The organism is Facklamia lactis (genome assembly GCF_015863205.1).
Taxonomy (GTDB): Bacteria; Bacillota; Bacilli; order Lactobacillales; family Aerococcaceae; genus Facklamia; species Facklamia lactis.
In genome coordinates this window covers 104,845-124,959 of the sequence record NZ_JACBXQ010000001.1, presented here as the reverse complement: position 1 = coordinate 124,959, position 20,115 = coordinate 104,845, and the positions used below count along the sequence as shown (strand labels likewise).

The 20,115-nt window shown below is 31.1% G+C and carries 20 protein-coding genes; all 20 read right to left on the bottom strand.

The genetic code is table 11. The features are described 5' to 3' along the window. Positions 1-8 precede the first annotated feature (8 nt). Positions 9-1,163, bottom strand: coding sequence for a glycosyltransferase family 4 protein (locus HZY91_RS00580; protein ID WP_197113512.1), 1,155 nt, complete (start codon positions 1,161-1,163; stop codon positions 9-11). Then, positions 1,156-2,082 (bottom strand): glycosyltransferase family 2 protein, encoded by a 927-nt coding sequence (locus HZY91_RS00575; RefSeq protein ID WP_197113509.1) that lies wholly within the window; start codon positions 2,080-2,082, stop codon positions 1,156-1,158. Before HZY91_RS00575 ends, HZY91_RS00580 begins: the two co-directional genes overlap by 8 nt. Positions 2,083-2,104: 22 nt before the next feature. Then, a complete protein-coding gene (gene murJ / locus HZY91_RS00570) occupies positions 2,105-3,622 on the bottom strand; it encodes a murein biosynthesis integral membrane protein MurJ (protein WP_197113506.1) in 1,518 nt (505 codons plus the stop codon). Beyond that, positions 3,623-4,555: a glycosyltransferase family protein gene (locus HZY91_RS00565; protein ID WP_197113503.1), complete on the bottom strand. Its 933-nt coding sequence runs from the start codon at positions 4,553-4,555 to the stop codon at positions 3,623-3,625. Continuing rightward, positions 4,521-5,732, bottom strand: a complete 1,212-nt coding sequence (locus HZY91_RS00560; protein ID WP_197113500.1) for a hypothetical protein — start codon at positions 5,730-5,732, stop codon at positions 4,521-4,523. Before HZY91_RS00560 ends, HZY91_RS00565 begins: the two co-directional genes overlap by 35 nt. A gap of 18 nt (positions 5,733-5,750) precedes the next feature. Beyond that, positions 5,751-6,335: a YdcF family protein gene (locus HZY91_RS00555; protein WP_197113497.1), complete on the bottom strand. Its 585-nt coding sequence runs from the start codon at positions 6,333-6,335 to the stop codon at positions 5,751-5,753. 123 nt (positions 6,336-6,458) lie between these two features. Beyond that, entirely contained in the window at positions 6,459-6,944 is a 486-nt protein-coding gene (locus HZY91_RS00550; protein ID WP_197113494.1) for a serine O-acetyltransferase, read from the bottom strand. A gap of 230 nt (positions 6,945-7,174) precedes the next feature. After that, a complete protein-coding gene (locus HZY91_RS00545; protein WP_197113491.1) occupies positions 7,175-7,783 on the bottom strand; it encodes an acetyltransferase in 609 nt (202 codons plus the stop codon). After that, complete coding sequence (locus HZY91_RS00540; RefSeq protein WP_218957724.1) at positions 7,776-8,390, bottom strand: sugar transferase; 615 nt, start codon at positions 8,388-8,390, stop codon at positions 7,776-7,778. Before HZY91_RS00540 ends, HZY91_RS00545 begins: the two co-directional genes overlap by 8 nt. 6 nt (positions 8,391-8,396) lie before the next feature. Next, a complete protein-coding gene (locus tag HZY91_RS00535; protein ID WP_197113488.1) occupies positions 8,397-9,506 on the bottom strand; it encodes a DegT/DnrJ/EryC1/StrS family aminotransferase in 1,110 nt (369 codons plus the stop codon). A 228-nt stretch (positions 9,507-9,734) separates the two neighbouring features. Continuing rightward, positions 9,735-10,592: an NAD-dependent epimerase/dehydratase family protein gene (locus HZY91_RS00530; RefSeq protein WP_197113485.1), complete on the bottom strand. Its 858-nt coding sequence runs from the start codon at positions 10,590-10,592 to the stop codon at positions 9,735-9,737. Further along, positions 10,593-11,207, bottom strand: a complete 615-nt coding sequence (locus HZY91_RS00525; RefSeq protein ID WP_197113482.1) for a sugar transferase — start codon at positions 11,205-11,207, stop codon at positions 10,593-10,595. Between the two features lie 149 nt (positions 11,208-11,356). Continuing rightward, positions 11,357-12,523 (bottom strand): glycosyltransferase, encoded by a 1,167-nt coding sequence (locus tag HZY91_RS00520; protein WP_197113479.1) that lies wholly within the window; start codon positions 12,521-12,523, stop codon positions 11,357-11,359. After that, positions 12,516-13,055 carry an acyltransferase gene (locus HZY91_RS00515; RefSeq protein WP_197113476.1) on the bottom strand — a complete coding sequence of 180 codons (540 nt, stop codon included), beginning with the start codon at positions 13,053-13,055 and terminating at the stop codon, positions 12,516-12,518. The genes HZY91_RS00520 and HZY91_RS00515 overlap by 8 nt, the downstream gene beginning before the upstream one ends. Continuing rightward, positions 13,033-13,656 carry a DapH/DapD/GlmU-related protein gene (locus HZY91_RS11130; protein WP_197113473.1) on the bottom strand — a complete coding sequence of 208 codons (624 nt, stop codon included), beginning with the start codon at positions 13,654-13,656 and terminating at the stop codon, positions 13,033-13,035. The genes HZY91_RS00515 and HZY91_RS11130 overlap by 23 nt, the downstream gene beginning before the upstream one ends. A gap of 33 nt (positions 13,657-13,689) precedes the next feature. Continuing rightward, positions 13,690-15,231: a lipopolysaccharide biosynthesis protein gene (locus HZY91_RS00505; RefSeq protein ID WP_197113470.1), complete on the bottom strand. Its 1,542-nt coding sequence runs from the start codon at positions 15,229-15,231 to the stop codon at positions 13,690-13,692. Continuing rightward, a complete protein-coding gene (locus HZY91_RS00500) occupies positions 15,232-16,686 on the bottom strand; it encodes a hypothetical protein (RefSeq protein WP_197113467.1) in 1,455 nt (484 codons plus the stop codon). Continuing rightward, positions 16,679-17,800 (bottom strand): glycosyltransferase, encoded by a 1,122-nt coding sequence (locus HZY91_RS11125; RefSeq protein WP_328751317.1) that lies wholly within the window; start codon positions 17,798-17,800, stop codon positions 16,679-16,681. The genes HZY91_RS00500 and HZY91_RS11125 overlap by 8 nt, the downstream gene beginning before the upstream one ends. Beyond that, on the bottom strand, positions 17,800-18,777 hold the full coding sequence (locus HZY91_RS00490) for an SDR family oxidoreductase (RefSeq protein ID WP_197113464.1): 978 nt from the start codon (positions 18,775-18,777) through the stop codon (positions 17,800-17,802). Before HZY91_RS00490 ends, HZY91_RS11125 begins: the two co-directional genes overlap by 1 nt. A gap of 16 nt (positions 18,778-18,793) precedes the next feature. Further along, on the bottom strand, positions 18,794-20,113 hold the full coding sequence (locus HZY91_RS00485) for a nucleotide sugar dehydrogenase (protein ID WP_197113461.1): 1,320 nt from the start codon (positions 20,111-20,113) through the stop codon (positions 18,794-18,796). Positions 20,114-20,115 lie beyond the last annotated feature (2 nt).

Here is a 20,115-nt window from a genome sequence, read left to right as displayed (position 1 = left end):
ATCCCTACCTATTTTGACTTTTGAATTAGTCTGTTACGATCATTAAGTACTTGTCGGCGAAATTCATTAGCTTCAAATTTTTCTTTCACAAAATCTATAGAATTATTACTTAGATAATCACGGAATTCTTTATCCTCAATTAAACGTTCAACTGCCTCAACAAGCTTCTCAGTATTTTTAACTGGAATCGTCAAACCAGTTTTACTCTCAACCATAGCATCGGTGGGCCCCGGAATATTCGTTACAATGGTCGGAACTCCTAAAGCCTGCGCTTCAATTACTACCATACCAAAGCCCTCTCGATAGCTTGGTAAAGCAAAAATATCCATTGAAGCATAATATTTTTCAATATCCATCTTTCTTCCACAATAAAGTACATTGGGACAGTCAAGTGACCACTGATAAAGTTCTGTTCCTTCTAAAGCTTTTTCTTCAAAGTCACCGATTAGTAATAATACCACCTTATGATTAGTTGAAATAACCTGCTGCATTGCTTGTAACAGCTCATAAATTCCTTTATCACGGTTTATCCTTCCAACAAATCCAACAATAATACTGTCAGGCGGTAAATCTAATTCATTAAATACTTCTTGTCTCCATTGAGCTTTATTTTGAATATCAAAGCGCTCTAAATCAATTCCACAGGCACTCCCATTCCATATCACACTACCTTTACTTTGAGAATATAAACCTTCCGAAAGACTAAACTCTAAATTTCCATAACTATCAGGTTGTATAGCTGTTGATAAGCTACAGACTATTTTTTCAATAACTTTAAAAATTTTTCTTTTCAAACCAGAAGAGCCCACATAATATATGCCCCACTGAGCATATAAACGAACGTTAATTCTTGCTAAAAACGCAGCTATAGCAGTATAAAGTGAAGCATTTGGTGTTGAGTATTGAACTATATCAAATTGCTCTTCTTTAAATATTTTATACAAATGATAAATTATACGAATAAAAGTTAAATCTATTCCTCGTTCCATATTAACTGGTCTATATTTCATATAGTCGGGTATCATATTTTTGAAATTTTCATTATGATCACAAATTAAAGTAATATCATAGTCGCCATTTTTATGTAAATATTCAGCAGTTGGAAGGACAAAAGTCTGTAGTGTTGGTGCGATGGTTGTGACATAGCAAATCTTTTTACTCAATATCTCCCATCCCCTTCTTTGTAAAGAATAGTATTACAAAAGATAACAATATCTTTAATCGAATAATAAAGCCAGGATTGCCCTGTTTTTTATAAGTTTTTAAGGTCTCAATCACTTTATTTTTTTCACTACTCGTAGCTGTTGCTATTCTTTTTAAATAGTGACCAGTTGTAATTCTCAATAGAAAATTAATATATCTATTAACCACCATTGGGTGGAAGCTATATAAAGTCAATAGATAAACACATTTTTCTAATGCATCAATTTGTGTAAATGCTTTTTTAGTTCTCATACGTCTAGTAATACTGGCATTTGTTGGTTCATAAAAGTATAAAACTTTGTCTAAATGTTTCGTATGCTTAATTTTGCAAGCATATTCTACACAAAACAAAAGATCTTCACACATATGAACACTCTGATCAAAACAAATATCATTATCTCTTATTATTGATGACTTGAACAATTTATTTCCCAAATAACCATTTGGTACTTTCGCATCTGCCAATTCGTATACAGTAGCATCACGATCCGTCATTTCTTTTTTAGTAATAAAACAATTTTTCCCAGTTTGGTACCCACAAATCACCCAGTCAATGTCATCAGTCATTGAAGCTAATAGTGTTTCAACATACTGAGGATGAATGTAATCATCTGAATCTACAAAAGCTATATAATGTCCCGAATGTTCTTTGATACCTTTATTTCTTGCACTTGATACTCCACCATTTTCTTTGTAAATATATTTAAATCGAGTATCTTTTTTACAGAATTCATTAGCTACTATAGCAGTATCATCCTGCGATCCATCATCAATCAAAATCACTTCAATATCATAATAAGACTGATTCTTAATACTTTCTAACGTTCGTCTTAAAGTATCGCTAACATTATACATTGGGACGATTATTGAGACATTCATCGGATACTCCTTCCTCAGAGATTTAATTTTTTTTTGGTCCTTTATTAAATCTTTTAATCATACTAGAAACATCTTCAAATCCTAAACATAATAACATGATAAGATAAATAATTGCACCTATCAAAACACTTGTAAGTAATGAGATTAAATTTCCTGTTCGGTTCATCATAAATTGATATAAGAAATGTACTCCTACTCCCATCACTAGAGATGAAATAATAATTATAGATGACTTAGAAATTATAGTTTTCATTCCAAGATTTCCAATTCTCTTTCTAAGACTAACAATCAATAAAAATGATGTAACTGATGCAGATATACTTGTCGCTAAAGCAAGTCCACCTATACCGATCCATTGAGAAATTAACAAATTGAGTACAATATTAATCACCACTCCTATTGTAGCATTTATCATTGGTGTTTTTGAATCTTGTAAAGCATAAAAAGCCCTTGAGTATAGTTCGCGCAATCCAAAACCTACAATTCCCAAAGTGTAGTAACTTAATGCGGATGTAGTCAACTGAATGGCTTCCTCATCAAAATTTCCCCGACCGTATAATAATTCAATAATAGGACGAGAAAGTACATATAACCCAACTGTGGCTGGAATAACCAATAGAAAAACAGATACAACCGATTCAGCAATCACTTTTTTTATTTTTTCTAATTGATGATCAGCTATTAATACAGAAATTGTAGGGTACATAATTTGAGTAATAGGCAAAACAAACAATCCTTGTACAAAAAACACAATCATATAACCATAATTCAATGAAGATATTCCACCGACTGAAATACTCGAAGCAATTGTCTTATCAACAATTACATTAATTTGATTAACCGATGTACCAAATATTACTGGAAGAGCAATAGTTATCAATCGTAATAATCCGGGATCTTTAATATTCAAATATGGCAGGTATTTATACCCAGATCTAAATACAAAAGGCAATAAAATTAGTACTTGGGAAATGACGGCTAATAGCATACCGAAACCAAGTACTCTAACATTAGTATAATAACTAATCACAATAGAGATCACTGTAATAATATTTAATGGAAAACCAATTAGAGCAGGAACTTCAAATTTTCCTTTAATTTGTAAAAAACCACTGAATAAAGAAATCATGGCAGTAAAATAAATACTAAAGATACTTATTCGCGATAATATTACTGCTAAAGTTCTAGTTTCTCCATCAAAACCTGCAGCTAAAATATCGATAAGTTGAGGTGTAAAATAATAAGTTACTAATAGTACTGTTAGACTGAAGAAAAAAACAATATTCATTAAATTATTAGTAAAAATATTTCCTGCACCTTCATCTTGGTCATGAACTATTTGAGTATATAGAGGGATATACCCTGTAGAAATACCGGTTGCAACAAAACCAAAAATTGTTTCAGGTAAAGTTAGAGAGATTAAATAAGCATCACTAACAGCAGACGCACCATAAAAATATGATAATGTTATATCTCTTGCAAAGCCAAAAAGCTTTGAAATAAGAGTAATGATCATTAAACGTATCGTAACTTTATTCATCTAAACCATTCCTATTTTTTTATCATATATCTCTAACAATTTTGACTTCAGTTGAGACTGATTTAGTATATTTTCCCAAAGAAAACGTTCACTAACTATATTATTTCTGAATTTAAAATTCTTAAGATACTCTCTTTTAATTTCAAATGAATTATCTGGGAGCATCAGGAAAGCACAATCATTATCTCTCATAAAATGTTGAGCCCAGAAATATTCAGTAGATATTACTTTCAAATTCATCGCCAAATATTCTATTAATTTAGTAGATGTTTGATAAAGATACGGATATTTATTTGGAATATAATTCAATGCATATACAGCTTTATTTGCAACTTGAGGTACTTCATCATAAGGTATTTTACCTGTAAAAGTAATATCAGTATTCGATTTATATCGCTCATAAACAGAAATTTGTGGGTCTCCAATTAACAATAGTTTTCCAGAATTATTAGAAATAATTCCATCAATCATTTGAGAAATTCTACGCTCCTCAGTCATGGCTCCAACATATACAAAGTCATATTCTTTCTCAATCGATTCAGACGAATGCTGAATAAAAACAGGATCAATCCCCATATCACGATAAACAGATGGAGTTTCATCTTTAAATCCAAAACCCTTTTTAACATACTCATTCAAAAAAATTCGAAGGTCAGGTTTGGGATTATAGAATCTTTTTATAGTATTTTTAACCTTAGCTAAGGTTCCAGTTGATAAAGAAGGATAATCATGAACAATTATTTTCTGATCATTCTGATACCCTCCCATTCCTTTAAATTCCCATATAATATCATATTCTTCATATGGCAAATGATCTGCTCCGTACTCAGAGCTATCTACTGCCAAAAAACGCTTATCTTCATTAAAATATTTAATATATGCATCAATTTCAGGCAAATTAGCGGAAAGTGGCCTGACGAATAATATTTTCAAATTTTTTACCTACTTTCTTTCGTTTATTTGTATTCCATAGGAGAGAGAAAACTAGCAATATTAGTATCCAAGAAATTGGACGTAACCTAGTTCCCGTTCCAATATTGTCATTTGATAATGCAATAAACAAAATCCAAGTGAATGAATGAACTAAAATATAACCGGCAGATACACTTAAATATCCTCTATTTTTATAAATATATATCAAAATGAGTACCATTGGAATAGTTTCTGTAAAGAAAATAATTAATGTACTTATCCCTGAAATTTGCCATGGCAAAGGACCAAAAAAGTTACTAGCATAACTATATAAATAATTGATTAAAAATAGAAAATAATTAGATTGTGCTAGGTCAATATTCATTTGACTTCCACCTGCCGCTCCAGGTTCTAGATAAGAAAGACGATAATTCAATCCATCTCTCAATGTCATATTAATAATTGGAACAGGAAAATCAATAAATTGAGTGTAATAGATTCCTCCTACAACGAACATAATAAACAGAAAAAAAACTAGATAATTTTTAGCTTTAAAATATTTACCTACTGAATAAACAAGTATTGCAACAATAAACGAAAGCAAAAGATAGGCTCTAAATTCTCCTAATAACCACAAAGATAGGATTAAACAAAGTAAATAATTGATTGAAATGCGCTTATTACGATAGACTCTCATAGAAAAATACAAAGAAGCTACATACAAAAAATACATCCAAACATCTCTTAAAATCGAGATATGAAGATTCATTTGAAGACTACCATAACACATTAAAGCGACAATCATAAACAATTTAATATCAATTGATTTTTTTTGTAAAGATTCATTATCAGTAAGTTTAATTAAGTAATTCATGAGCTTAATCACATATACAACCAGTAAAAAGAAAGCAAAATAATTAAATATTCGAATAAAAAAGGGATCATTGAAAATTGGGACTTTTATTATATTCCCAATTAATAGCGGGTAAATAGATGTTCGTATCCACTCTCTATTACGCGCAACATTTTGAGCTTGTTCCCAATAAAAAAGACCATCGTCTCCTCCACCAAAGACCTTAAAAGTGATTCCATTATTTCCCTGTACCTTAGATAAAAAATAAAATAATGTTAATAAAATTAAAGTAAATAATAAAACACATGTAATAACAAGCAAATACTGTAAACTTTTCTTGCTCAAAATTAACATCCCTTCTGTTTATAAATCTAAATAGCGATATAAGAAAAACTTATAGCCTAAATACTTTTTAATTTCCTCTCGAAGGATCTCTTTCCGTGATGTTTTCTCATCTTTTTCGAGAATATTATTTGAACCTCTCTTACTAAATTCAGGAAAAATATAGATCAGATCAAATTTATATTGAAAATTAACACGCTCAAAAATCATCCTAGTTCGAGGCATATGACACTCATCCGTTACAATGATTGCAGATTGGTAATCTAATTCTTTCATCATAGTTAATGTATTCACCGCATTATAATAGGTAGAAGTCGCCTCATATTCTGGTATGATATCCTTTTCCTCTAAACCACTTTCAAAATACATCGACTCGATTTCTTCAATATAAGGTGACATAATTGCCTTTCCCGAAGTACTGTATCCTTCTTTTAAAAGCTTAGCAGCCTGTCTAACTCTCTCAGGAAATCCTCCTTCTACTATTATAATAACATCAGATTTTTGCGGTGTATCACTGATCCTTGTATAATCAACTACTAAAGATACAATTAAGTATATACTTAATAATAATATCATAATTATGCATATTTTGAAGAACTTTTTCATTTGCCACCCCTAAAAGTATTTATCTATATTATTAGAGATTATTTCATAAAACAGTGATAATAATACACTTACAAAAGGATAGCAAGAGTAAAGCTTACTATCCTACATTGCATATTCGTAATGCTACCATTTTGTCATAGAATATTTTGCTTCTTCTTCGGTCAAAGTCTTGATAATTTTAGCAGGTACTCCTGCTACAACAGAATATTCAGGTACATCAGATAAAACAATAGAGCCTGCAGCAATTTGAGCATAATTCCCCACTTTTACGGGCCCTAAAACACAAGCATTCGCTCCGATAAAAACATTTTCTCCAATAGTGGGTGAAGTCCCTGTAGTTCCATCTTCACGGGTACGTCCGAAATTATGACCTAAGGTAACATTTTGCATTATGAGGGTATTGGCCCCGACAATCGTATCTACGTGCATCACAATTCCTAAACCATTATGCCCTAAACGGACAGTAGGATCGATTTTAGCAGTATATGGAACATCTGCACAAAAAATAATTCGATTGAACATCCAACACATTCTCGCTAAAAAAACCAAACGCTTTTCATAGCATTTACGCGAAAAATTATACATCTTCATAACAATATTTTGATTCATATTATACCCCACACACTTAAATTTATTATATTATATCTAAGATAAGTTGAAATAGCTTGAAATTGATATTTTTATTTCAACTTGCATTTTATTTGCACATCTTACTTTAACACATATACTCCCATATATGATAAAAAAATACCAGCTATCTACAAGATTTACATAATTTCCAAAACAAAATGCACAAATTATTCATAAAGAAAGACACTCATCCTAAAATGAGTGTTCTATTATAAAATTCTGTATTTTGTATTATTAACATAGGTCCCAGATTGATTAATATCCTGATAGGCAATAAATCCAGCCCCTAATTTAACTCCATCTGTAAGAGTAATGTTATTGCTAATTACTGAACCTATTCCCACCCAAACTAGTTCTCCGATAGAGACATTCCCTGCTACATGTGAACCGGGCGATATATGAGAATAGTCTCCAATAAAATTGTCATGATCAATAGAAGATGAAGTATTAATGATACACGATTTCCCAATTTTTGTGCAACTATTGATCACTGCACCAGCCATAACAACAGTTCCTACTCCTATGGTTACTGTAGAACTAATAATTGCACTAGGATGTATTAATTTGACTAATGAATATTCTAATTTTAAAAGTTGCTGAGTTAAAATTTTACGATATTCATTATTACCAATGCCAATAAAAAAATCGGCTGTTGGATAATTGGACAAAGAACCAATTGGACCAGAGATAGAAAAATATCTGTTATTGGGATTATCATCTAAAAATAATATTTCTTCCCATTGTGCCATTGATAGCGCAATTTCATAGCAAACTTTTGCATGCCCGCCAGCACCAAGAATTATTAGTTGCCTATTCATCAAAATTCCCCTCAAAAGGTTTCATAGTTGCTGAATCTTCAGAAGTTATCCCTTCCTGCTTAAACACCTTATATACTGTCATAAATATTATTTTCAAATCTAACAGCCAAGAAATATTTTCTACATATTCAATATCCCTTTCAAAGCGCTCTGTCCATGAAAGCGAGTTCCTTCCACTCACTTGTGCATAACCTGTTAAGCCTGGACGAACCTTGTGTCTTTTTTTTTGCCTTAGATTATATAAATCAAGATATTGAACCAGTAATGGTCTGGGACCTACAAAACTCATATCACCAATCAATATATTAAATAGTTCTGGAAGTTCATCTAAACTGGTAGCTCTTAATAACTTACCAAATCTCGTTAAACGAAGTTCATCTGGTAATAACTGCCCTGTAGCATCCTGTTCATTTGTCATAGTTCTAAATTTATACATTTTAAACAATTTTTCATTTAATCCCGGTCTAGTTTGAACAAAAAGTACAGGAGATCCAATCTTAAAACGTATTAAAAGTGCAATTACTATTAAGACTGGAAGTAGAAAGATAAGAGCAAACAAAGACAATATAATATCTACCATACGCTTTACATACTTTTGATAAATCATTCAACACTAACTCCAAACTTCTTTAATTATTTCAATTATTTTATCAAGATCCTCATCAGTCATCTTTGTGTCACTAGGCAGACACAGGCCTCGTCGATAAAAAGATTCTGAACGACTACCACCAATGACATCAAATTCATTAAATACTGGCTGGAGATGCATCGGCTTCCATATTGGACGTGATTCGATATTTTCTTTTTTCAAAGCTTTCCAAACATCCTTAGGAGAAATCGTCGTTGAATTAATCAAAATAGCACTTAACCAATAATTTGCCCTTTCATGATTGGACTCAGTAACAAATTCTATCTCAGGAATGGATGACAGTCCATTTACATATCTCTGAAAAACATATCTTTTTTGTTGCACTCTTTGTTCCAGGACCTTTAATTGTCCTCTTCCTATTCCTGCTACAATATTAGACATTCTATAGTTATAGCCAATTTCCTTATGTTCATAATGAACAGCAATTTCCCTTGCTTGAGTTGCCCAAAAGCGAGCTTTTTTTATAGCGGCTCCATCATTTGATACAAGCATTCCGCCTCCAGAAGTAGTAATAATCTTGTTTCCGTTAAATGAAAATATACCCAAGTCTCCAAAAGTACCCGTCCATTGTCCCTTATAAATTGTCCCTAAACTTTCTGCAGCATCTTCTATCAATGGCACTTCGTATTTTTCACAAATTTGTTTAATTTCATCAATTTTTGCAGAAAGGCCATATAAATGAACAGCAATAACTGCTTTAGGTTTATATTTCTGAAAAGCTTCTTCTAACAAAACTGGATCCATATTCCAAGAATCTTTTTCAGAATCGATAAAAACTGGTTCAGCATTAAGATAACAAACGGGATTAACTGTTGCAGAAAAAGTTAAATTTTGACAAAAAACAACATCTCCAGCACCAACACCTAAAGCCATTAGAGCTAAATGTATAGCTGCTGTTCCAGAAACCAATGCAGTGGAATATTTAATCCCTACCATATGCGCTAAATTTTTTTCAAATTGATCAACATTCTCTCCAAGAGGAGCGATCCAATTTTTTTTGAAAGCATCTTGGATATATTCCATTTCATATCCTTCATCACTCATATGGGGAGAAGCTAAATATATCTTAGTCATAACTATCTCCCAATTTTTTTATTCTACTCATAAAATAATCATCCTTTTCTATTAAAATATTATGGGTTTATAAGGAATAAATGACTTATCAGACTCTCTATAATTATAACAGAAGCTAGAAGGTAATAGTTAATAATTATATTAATCATTTGAATATGATTTTAATAAATTTACATAACAATAAGTCCAGACTACATTCAATTAATAGTATGGACTTGCTAATTATATCTAATTTTCTGTTAAAGTGATTGTTTCCTGTAAACTATATAGTTGATAGTTTCCTTTGCTATATTGACTCAGCTCTTTATCATAAAATAAGTTTCCAAAAACTTTATTTATGATAGTAACATCCTTAAACAGTTTAATTAAAGGGTTGAAAACTCTTATGAGCACTAGTGGATGGCCATGAAAATTTGCAATCATCTCAACCATCTGACTAGTTTGTGTATATTCTTTGTTCTGAGGGAAAAAAATTCCATTATCTTCGTTTAATATAACCAATCGAATTAATTCAGCTAAATGATCAATATATAACATTGATCGCTTATTCGGATAGTTAGGAAAAAAAGGAATTTTTCTTGCCATTTTTGCAAGCTTAGGGTAATTGCCTCTTGAGCCTTTACCATAAATCATTGGAGGACGTAAAATAACCACTTTAAAGTCACTATCCTCTAGCTCAGAAAGTCCATTCTCTGCTTGAATTTTCGAATCTCCATATGGATCTTTTGATTGAGGAATAGTTGATCGTGTAATTCTACCATTTTCCAGTTTGCTTGATGTATAGACAATTGCAGAAGACATAAAAATAAACTGCCTAACCCCTTTTTCCTTAGCATACTGAGCTATTTCAATACAAAGATCACGATTCACAGCATAATACAGATCTGCTTGATTCTTTTTGGCATTCGCATGGGCTATCCCGGCAACATGAAAAACTACCTGGTACTGAGAAAAATCTATTTCTTTCCACTTATTATCACGGGTATCCACAGTATCAATCAAAAAATTTTCTTCTGACTTTTTTAGCCATTTTTCAACCGAAGTGCCAATATATGAATTTTTACCTGTTATCAGAATTTTCTTCATTTATTCGTCCTCATTATTTGATTCCAATGTTCCAGTACCACCTTCAACTACACCATCTGATTTAACCACACTAATAACCGTTCCAATTAAACATTTTATATCAAAAATTAATGACATATTTTCAATATAGTAACCATCGAGAGCAGCTTTTTCTGGAATTGGCAGTTCATCTCTTCCGTTAATCTGAGCCCATCCTGTTAAACCAGGCAAAACGTCATTTGCCCCATACTTATCGCGCTCATCAGCAAGATCATATTGATTCCATAATGCTGGTCGCGGTCCAACAAAAGCCATTTCACCTTTTAAAATATTAATTAATTGCGGCAATTCATCAATGCTCGTTTTTCTCAAAAAATGTCCTGAATGTGTAATATAAGTTTTTGGATTCTTTAACATATGCGTTGGAGTATCTTTAGGAGCATCTGAACGCATAGAACGAAATTTATAAATATAGAAATTACTTCGATGTATTCCTATTCGTTTTTGTTTAAAAAAAACAGGCCCTTTCGAATCAATTTTTATCCAACAAGCCAAAAAAATAAAAAGGGGTGATAATAAAACCAAAGCAATAAAAGATAGTATGATATCAATAATTCTTTTAAATTTAATGTACATAGAAAATAGCCTTTCATATAAATTCTCTAGTCATGCCTGCTAACATAGTTATGACTTCTCTATTTTATCAGTCTTTACTTCTCATAAAAACCATTTCTATTATACATCACAAAATCATTTTTATTAATTATAAAATCTAAAATAAAAACTTAAATAAATTGTTTAAAATATTTTTCTATACAAACTGCATATATTTCTTTACTAAAAACTTCTTTTCTCTCAGCACTTGCTTTTTGGTAATGTTCTTTCAATTTTCTATCAGAAAGTAATGATAATAAAGCATTTGCAATTTCTATTTCTTTTTCATTTTCTTCAGAGAAATCAGATTCAAAACACGGAACTAGCACACCATATTTACAAAAGGATGCTTTATTAATATTATATGTTTCGGCACCTATAATTTCAGAAGGACCTGACAAACAAGAACTAACAACTACAGGTAAATCACAGGACATTGCTTCGATAATAACATTGCCAAAACCTTCATTTATTGAATTTAAAATAAAAATATCAGATTGTCTAAAAACAGAATATAGATTATCCAGAAAACCAAGAAAATAAACAGATTTTTCTATATTTAATTCTCTAGCTAATTCAATCAAATCATTCTTATTTGGTCCTTCCCCAAGAATCAACAGAGATACATTTGAATACGTGCTTTTAAGACGAACAAAACTTTTTAATAATTGTCTGTACCCTTTAACATCAGTTAGTCTTCCAGCAGTAACAATTCTATCAGTTTTTGGTAAAAAAAGATTGGGTAAATAGATTTGTGACTTCTCACTAATAGTTTTTGTATCTATTCCGTTATAAATGACCTCTGTTTTATCTTCAGTAAAAGAATATAAGTTACAGAGTTGTTCTTTCATTTTCTTAGAAATTACAACTATTTCATCTGCATTTTTATAAACAAATTTATCCATAAGAGATTTTTTTATATTTGCATACCCTCTAATTGATACTATATTTTTAACATTTCTATCTGTAAACGATAAAATATTTGTTAAATTTGCAGTATTGCCAATAGAATAAGATATAATAGGTTCATATTTTCTTTTAAGACGAGCTAGTTGAAAAGATCTTTGTAATTGGGTAAAGATTTTCCCTATTATTCCCTTTCTACTAGGCAAGTCTAAATTAATTACCGGCAAAAAGGTATCATAAACCTTATCTTTATTAGAAAAGATAATTAACATCACCTGATAATTTTTGCTTAATATTTCAGCTGTCTGAATTGCTATTCTTTCCTGACCTCCACCAGCTAGTCTAGGAACAATTATAAATATAGATTTACGATTCTCTTTTTTACTAATCATTCTCACTATCCCAATTAATATATTTCAGAATTTCTTCTTGCCTATTCTCTCTATAATTATTTTTATCATACGGAGGTGTATTTTGTAGACTCTTTTCTGCATATTCTTCTATTGACATTATTGGTTTAGCAGGAACTCCTGCCACCACTGTATTTGCTGGAACATCCTTTGTTACTACAGCTCCCGCACCAATTACAGCATTAGGCCCAATCGAAATATCTGGCATTAAAATAACATTATTACCAATAAAGCAATTATCTTTAATTTCAATTTTTCCAAATTTTTTGACATCTTTATATTTATCATCTTCTCTAAAAACCCAACTACCTCCATCATGGGTAATGAATCTCACATTTGATGTTATCCTTACATGATTACCAATCGAAATCAGCCAAGGCTCACTGCCAAATCTCCACGACATTATGGAACTTCTTTCTCCTACCTTTACACCTTTATATCTAGCATATTTTATAGGATCTATATAAAAATAAATAAATTCAAAAACTTTTTTAATTGCCCGAATAATTACCATTGTTAACCTCCATATTCTTGTTCAAAATTTTTATTATTTTGGCTGGATTGCCAGCAACTATACAATTGCCTTCTGGAAAACTTTTGGTTACAACACTTCCTGCCCCTACTACCGTATTATCCCCTAATTTCACACCAGGTAAAATTACAGAATTCATTCCAATCCAGCAGTTTTCACCTAAAGTAATAGATTGACCTTTCTCATGTCGCTTTAAATCCTTTAACGAATGATTTGCAGTAATTATTCCAACATTATCAGCAATATAACACCCTTTCCCAATCGTAATTGTTGCTCCAACAGCTTGAAAATATTTTCCTTGCCCTTGAAATATCAGCAAATCATCAGGATTAAAATGTATATTCTCCGGAGTATTCACATGGTTGCGAGGAGAAATGGGAAAAGGAACCCCATTATTAATTCTCAAAAAGCTTCTAGCAAAAAAGTCAGAAACTACCCAACCCCATCCAATCTTAAGAAAACCAAGTCTACTTTCCCTAAAATACTTCCCAGTAATATATTTTTTTTTATATAAAAACAAAGCCAATATGTTACCTAGAAAATAATCTATCGTACCACGAATAATGTATATAAATAATGGCATTTCTATTCTCCTTACTATATATATTTATAGTTTTTATCTGTTAATTAATAACATAACTCTTTTATAAGCATCTTGAAATTCAGGCACTTTTCTAAAAATTAAAACTATCATTATTAAAGTGAAAAGAATGGAAAAAATAGCCATTAATATAAAATTAATGATCGTATTTGAATAAAAAAGGTTTCTTATAGTAATTAGTACTATAGAAATAAATATCGTAAAGACAGTATATCCAAATAAGTTATAAATATATTTATAAAAAGGAATCTTAAAATATTTTTTGTATAAAATATATGGCTCGATCCAAATACTAACTGTTAAAATACTAACAGTTGTACCTATAACTACTCCTGTAACCCCCATATAATGCTGCAAAATTAAAGAAGCAACAAGATTAACAAGGGCTTCTAATATTGGTTTAAACTTTGTATCTTCATATAACCCCAATGCGTTTCTATATGATACAATTACTCTTCTCATAATTAAAAAATAATAATTTAAAACTAAAAAAACAACTGTTATATCAGCAAGTAAATATTTTTCACCAATCCACAAATGAATAAAAGGATTAATAAGTACCACAAAACCAATAGTAGTGATCGTAGCAATTACAAAAAAGATAAAAAACAATACTTTAAAAACCGAATAAACATTTTCGATTTTTTGATCGTGTACCTGATTTCCTATACTTGGTGTCAAAGCAAAACTAACATAGTTTATTAGAGAAGTGGATAAAGTGAAAAGCATAGTATAATTACTATACATCCCAACAGCAGTGATTCCAACAAACTTAGAAATTATAATCGCATCAGTACTATTTACCAAGTAAGAACCTATTCTATAAAGTAACATTGATTTTATTTTGGAAGTAAGGTCCGCTTTGTCTTTATTAGAAAGCTCCCCAATCACTTCTTCTTTAATAAATGGGTATCGTTTCTCTGCAATTTTTGTAATATAAAAGTTTCCCAAAAATGTTAATAACAGCTGAATAATCAAAGTAGGAATAAACTTTTCAAATAAAAATAAAGCTCCAATTTGAAAAATATATCGCAATATCAAAAATACATTTGTCCATAAAGTTACAATATATGATTTTTGATCTGCAATTAATATAGAGTGTTTGTGAATTATCAAATAAGAAAAAGCTGTATTCATTAGATATAAAACAAAAATAAATTCTAACGATTCAGGGATATTAGGCTTACTTTCCACAAAAAAGTTCAAAAAAGGGGTCATAAGTAAACCTAAGCATAAAATAATTACAGAAATACACAAATACATTTTTTTATAATATTTTAATAAGACATTGATTTTTTCTCTATTGTTATTTGCAAGAGGTTCATACAAACTAAAAGTCATCGCGCTACTTATTCCCATTTCAGTCAATGACAACAATGACAAAATATTAGTCATCAAAGCATTTACTCCAAGGTACTCTATACTTAGAAAATATATAAAAATTGTTCTAAAAGCAAAATTCGCAAGCATAGATACAAAGTAACCAGCCACACCAGCAGTTGAATTTAAAAAAACATTGTATGTTCTATTTTGTTTGTTATTTAAATTATTCTTCAACTATGTTTCACCCATATCTTTTGTTTTTTTTATAAAACCTATATAAATCACTAACCAAGCAAAAAACATGTTTCCTAAATAAGTAATTCCTGATAACATATTTGAAGTACATGTTGCTCTCGCAAACATTATAACACCTAAATAGTAAAAATTTTTTAAAACAACATTTGCATTTTGAGAAGCTTTCTTTTCGAAATGAAGTGATAACATTACAGCAGCACTTGGTATAATAGGAGCAAATAAAAACCCGAAATATGCGTACCCTAAACCAATCGAAGGAATAATCTGCCCTAAATAATAACCACCAAAATAATTATTAAAGATAATATTCGTTGTACCGCCAAAAGTTTTGGTAAATATAATTGTTAAATACGGTAGTCTTTGTAGTATGTCAGAAACAATGTTTAGTGCCGTTAAATTATGTTCATTATTTTTCATTGTTATAGCCGTAGCTACATTATGCGGACCACCAAAGTAAGCAGAGATCATTTTACTAAACTCAACATATAGTTGACTTCCTTCCCCGCTAACACCACTTTTATCCATTAAGCCGTATATCATTATTCCTGTAATGACTAAAATAAGTGCTTTAATATTTATATAGAACTTATTTTTCAGTGCTATTGAACTCGATATCAGCAAAGCAATAGCGCATTCAATTGAATGTGCTCTTCCTTCGGTTGAAATAAGCACTGTCCCACCTAACACAATAAGAAAGAGTATATTTCGATTGAATTGAGACTTCACTTTATTGGCAATCTGAGCTAAAAGAAAAGGTGGATATATAGCTTGCAAAATCCAAAAAAATGTAAATGCTATCGTAACCAATTGTGACCCAAAACTTAAACCAAAGGCATTATGTGAAACCTCTCCCGAAAATAACAATTCATATGATTCTTCAGATCTACCAGTTGTGAGGAAAAATGACTCTTGAAATAATCCTGGAGTTCCAATCATTATCAGGACAATGTATAAAATAATACATATTACGGCCCATTTAAAATACTGCGGTATATTAAAAACATTATTCACAGACCCATTAGAAATATCTTCATCATTTTCTTCTCCACTTTTTCCTGTTGTTAATACAAAAAGAATAGTAATGACCATAAATTCCCAACTCATAAGAGAAATGGCTAACCCCATATCTTGTCCATATACTGATTCTATGCCATAAGTTGAATAATTTCCTAAAAACATTGCAAATGGCACAATAATCATTCTAGCGTAATATAACGCTAAAATTAACAATACACTTATTTTATATTTCATATGAGGGAAGTATAGCCATGAAATAATAAATTGTGTAACATATGTTAACGGAAGAACCCATAAAAGATCAAAAGAATATGTTCTCAATTCATCTTGAGCAATAGAAATAATTGATACTATGGAAGTCATGATAACAAATAGTAATAATAACCATTCATAAAATTTCCTTCTAGTATTATACATCTTTAATTCTCATTTCTAATAGATAAAATCTTTTATATAATTCAGCTGATCTTTCAACATCATATTCTGTATTTTTTAATATAGGTACCATATCTTTTCTATTTAAATAGTTCTTATTAATTATAATATCCGCCCATTCTTCTGGTTTAGCTGTTAATGGTATCGTTTCAACTAAATCCGATAAAATAACTTCCGAAGTAATTCTATCCGATATATAACACGAAAGCCCTGTACATTGAGCTTCTACTACTGACCCAGGGAAACCTTCATATTTAGATGGAAAGACAAAAACATCTGCAGCATTCAACAATTCACATATATCAGTTCGGGATCCTAAAAAATAAACGTTGTTTAGCTTCAGTTCTTTTGCTTTTTTCTTAACAATACCATTCATATGATCTTTACCTACTATTAAAAGTATAGCATGTTTATTTCTTATCAAAACTTTCTCAAAAATCTCCAATAAAAACAAATGGTTTTTTTCTGGTTTAATATTTCCAACATGTATCATCACAAATTTACCACTAATATTTAATTTTTTCCTTGTTGTGATACGTAAATCATTATCAAAATGAAAATCATCCATTTTGATTGCATTTGGCAAAATTTTTACTTTAGAATTTTTCATTGCTCTTGCCCCATACAACCATACTCCAGCCTTATAGGATACCGCAAATTTATGCGTAGCTGTATAATTCACTGGTATTTTAACAATGTTCTTTATAATATTTTTTAACGAATAACCTTCTAGAGATGTTCTAGAATGGGCTATTCTAGTTAATATTCCTGCTCTCTTAGCGCTACCTAGCATTAAGCCTGACCATTGATTCAAGTGACAATGTACAATTTTATATTCCTTGTTTTTTATTAAAAACAAGTTGAAATTTCGTAGTGAGGAGTACATTGTTACTATATTCATAGGTTTATTATAAAAAACTTTCCCACCAAGAGCTTTAATCTCTTCATCAAACTCACCGGCTGTCTCTCTTAAAGTATAAAAATCAAATTGTATCTGAGTCCGATCAATATTTTTATAAATATCCATTAACCGATTTTCCATACCAGCACGATTCATTTGAGTAACAACATGCAATATCCTACATGGCTTTCTCACTATAAATTCTCCTTATACCAGTTGATTGCTGCTACAATGCCTTTCTCAAAATTCCATTCAGGTTGATAATCTAACATTTTCTTTGCTTTGCTGATATCTGCATTACTATGTTTGATATCTCCAGCACGATCAGGTCCAAAAATTGGTTCAATTTCTTCTTTCCCTAATGCTTTAGCAAGAGCATGATAAACATCTATTAAATACTCACGACCTCCATAAGCTACATTAAATGCTTCTCCCGCTACGTCACTGGGGGCTTTCAAAGCCTTCAAATTCGCTTCGATAACATTCTCAATATAAGTAAAATCTCTACTCTGTTTGCCATCCCCATTAATAGTTGGCTGCTCTCCATTTAATAATTGCTTAATAAATTTTGGAATAACAGCTGCATAGGCTCCATCTGGATCCTGACGTCTACCAAACACATTAAAATATCGTAATCCATATGTATCCAAGCCATATAATTTAGTATATAACTTAGCATATTCCTCATTGGTTCGTTTTGTTAGTGCATAAGGGGACAACAAATTGCCTTCAACTCCCTCTTGTTTCGGAAGCTTTGGCTCATCCCCGTAAACTGAAGAACTCGAAGCGTAAACAAACTTTTCAACTTCTGTTTGCCGAGCAGCTTCAAGCATATTTAAAGTCCCTCGGATATTGATCTCTTCATAAAGTAACGGCTTTTCAATACTGCGTGGGACACTTCCCCACGCAGCTTGATGAAGCACATATTTTACACCTTCACAGGCTTTTAAACACGTATCTAAATCTCGAATATCACCTTTAGTAAACTCATAATTCGGATTTTCAATAAACATATCGATATTTTCTTTTTTACCTTGCGATAGATCATCTAGCACTCTAACTTTATGTCCTCTTTCAAGTAAAACTTCGACTAAATTAGAACCTATAAAGCCCGCACCGCCTGTAATCAAAAATAAACTATCTTGATCAAAAGTTACTTCTTGATAACTCATACATGACTCCTCATTTCTATAGACGCCAGTAATTATAGCCTAAATCTTCATATTGTTTACGATTCAAAACACCTTTAATATCAATGAGGACCCGATTTTTGTTCTCGCTGACATCATACATTTGTTCAATATCTTCAGGAGTTAAATTCAAGAACTCTTCATGACCTACTGCAATAATTAATGCATCCAAATCTTTTAAATCTTCAAAATCATTAAATTCTAAACCATACTCTTCTAATGCCTCTTCTTTATCTGCAACTGGATCAACAATTATGGGACTAATTCCATATTCCGCTAATTCCTCAACGACATCAATAATACGGGTATTACGGGTATCAGGAACATCTTCCTTAAAAGTAAAACCTAAAATACCTACTTTAGCTTGTTTTACATTGATATCTGCAGCTATCAACTGTTTAACTAAACTTTCGGTAACATATTTCCCCATATCGTCATTTATTTGACGACCATTTAAAATAATTTTTGATCGGTACCCAACTTGTTCTGATTTATATGTTAAATAATAAGGATCGACTCCTATACAATGGCCTCCGACTAGCCCTGGCGTAAAATTCAAGAAATTCCATTTTGTTCCTGCTGCTTTTAATACCGCTTGGGTATCAATACCTAAACGATTAAAAATAATAGACAATTCATTCATAAAAGCAATATTAATATCACGTTGAGAATTCTCAATTACTTTTGCGGCTTCTGCTACTTTAATACTTTCAGCTTTGTAAACTCCTGCTTCTACCACCATTTCATAAACTGCTGCAATCTCTTCTAACGACTCTTCATCTTGACCTGAGACCACCTTCACAATTGTTTCTAAACGGTGCACTTTATCGCCAGGATTAATACGCTCAGGTGAGAAACCTACTTTAAAATCGACCCCTGCTTTTAAACCCGATTCTTCTTCCAAAATTGGAATACAAATATCTTCCGTTACCCCTGGATAAACGGTTGATTCATACACCACAATGGAACCTGAAGTTAAGTTTTGACCAACAGTACGACTTGCAGCCTCTACTGGAAACAAATTAGGTTTCTTATCTTCAGAAATAGGTGTTGGAACTGCTACTATATGAAATTTAGCTTCTTTTAATCGAGAAGGATCTGCTGTAAAATCAACAGTAGTAGATTTAATGGCTTCATCTCCCACTTCTTTAGTTGGATCAATTCCCTGCTTATAAAGATCAATTTTTTCTTGATTAATATCAAAACCGATCACATCAGCTTTTTTAGCAAACGCAACCGCAATTGGCATTCCTACGTAACCTAACCCTACTAAAGAGATTTTTTCTTCACGATTTTTAATTTGTTCTGATAATGACATTT

Coding starts and splice junctions, on each gene's coding strand:
- HZY91_RS00575 (WP_197113509.1), bottom strand. CDS start 2,082: ATGAATGTCTCAATAATCGTCCCAATGTATAATGTTAGCGATACTTTA.
- murJ (WP_197113506.1), bottom strand. CDS start 3,622: ATGAATAAAGTTACGATACGTTTAATGATCATTACTCTTATTTCAAAG.
- HZY91_RS00555 (WP_197113497.1), bottom strand. CDS start 6,335: ATGAAAAAGTTCTTCAAAATATGCATAATTATGATATTATTATTAAGT.
- HZY91_RS00550 (WP_197113494.1), bottom strand. CDS start 6,944: ATGAATCAAAATATTGTTATGAAGATGTATAATTTTTCGCGTAAATGC.
- HZY91_RS00545 (WP_197113491.1), bottom strand. CDS start 7,783: ATGAATAGGCAACTAATAATTCTTGGTGCTGGCGGGCATGCAAAAGTT.
- HZY91_RS00540 (WP_218957724.1), bottom strand. CDS start 8,390: ATGATTTATCAAAAGTATGTAAAGCGTATGGTAGATATTATATTGTCT.
- HZY91_RS00535 (WP_197113488.1), bottom strand. CDS start 9,506: ATGACTAAGATATATTTAGCTTCTCCCCATATGAGTGATGAAGGATAT.
- HZY91_RS00530 (WP_197113485.1), bottom strand. CDS start 10,592: ATGAAGAAAATTCTGATAACAGGTAAAAATTCATATATTGGCACTTCG.
- HZY91_RS00525 (WP_197113482.1), bottom strand. CDS start 11,207: ATGTACATTAAATTTAAAAGAATTATTGATATCATACTATCTTTTATT.
- HZY91_RS00520 (WP_197113479.1), bottom strand. CDS start 12,523: ATGATTAGTAAAAAAGAGAATCGTAAATCTATATTTATAATTGTTCCT.
- HZY91_RS00515 (WP_197113476.1), bottom strand. CDS start 13,055: ATGGTAATTATTCGGGCAATTAAAAAAGTTTTTGAATTTATTTATTTT.
- HZY91_RS11130 (WP_197113473.1), bottom strand. CDS start 13,656: ATGCCATTATTTATATACATTATTCGTGGTACGATAGATTATTTTCTA.
- HZY91_RS00500 (WP_197113467.1), bottom strand. CDS start 16,686: ATGTATAATACTAGAAGGAAATTTTATGAATGGTTATTATTACTATTT.
- HZY91_RS00490 (WP_197113464.1), bottom strand. CDS start 18,777: ATGAGTTATCAAGAAGTAACTTTTGATCAAGATAGTTTATTTTTGATT.
- HZY91_RS00485 (WP_197113461.1), bottom strand. CDS start 20,113: ATGTCATTATCAGAACAAATTAAAAATCGTGAAGAAAAAATCTCTTTA.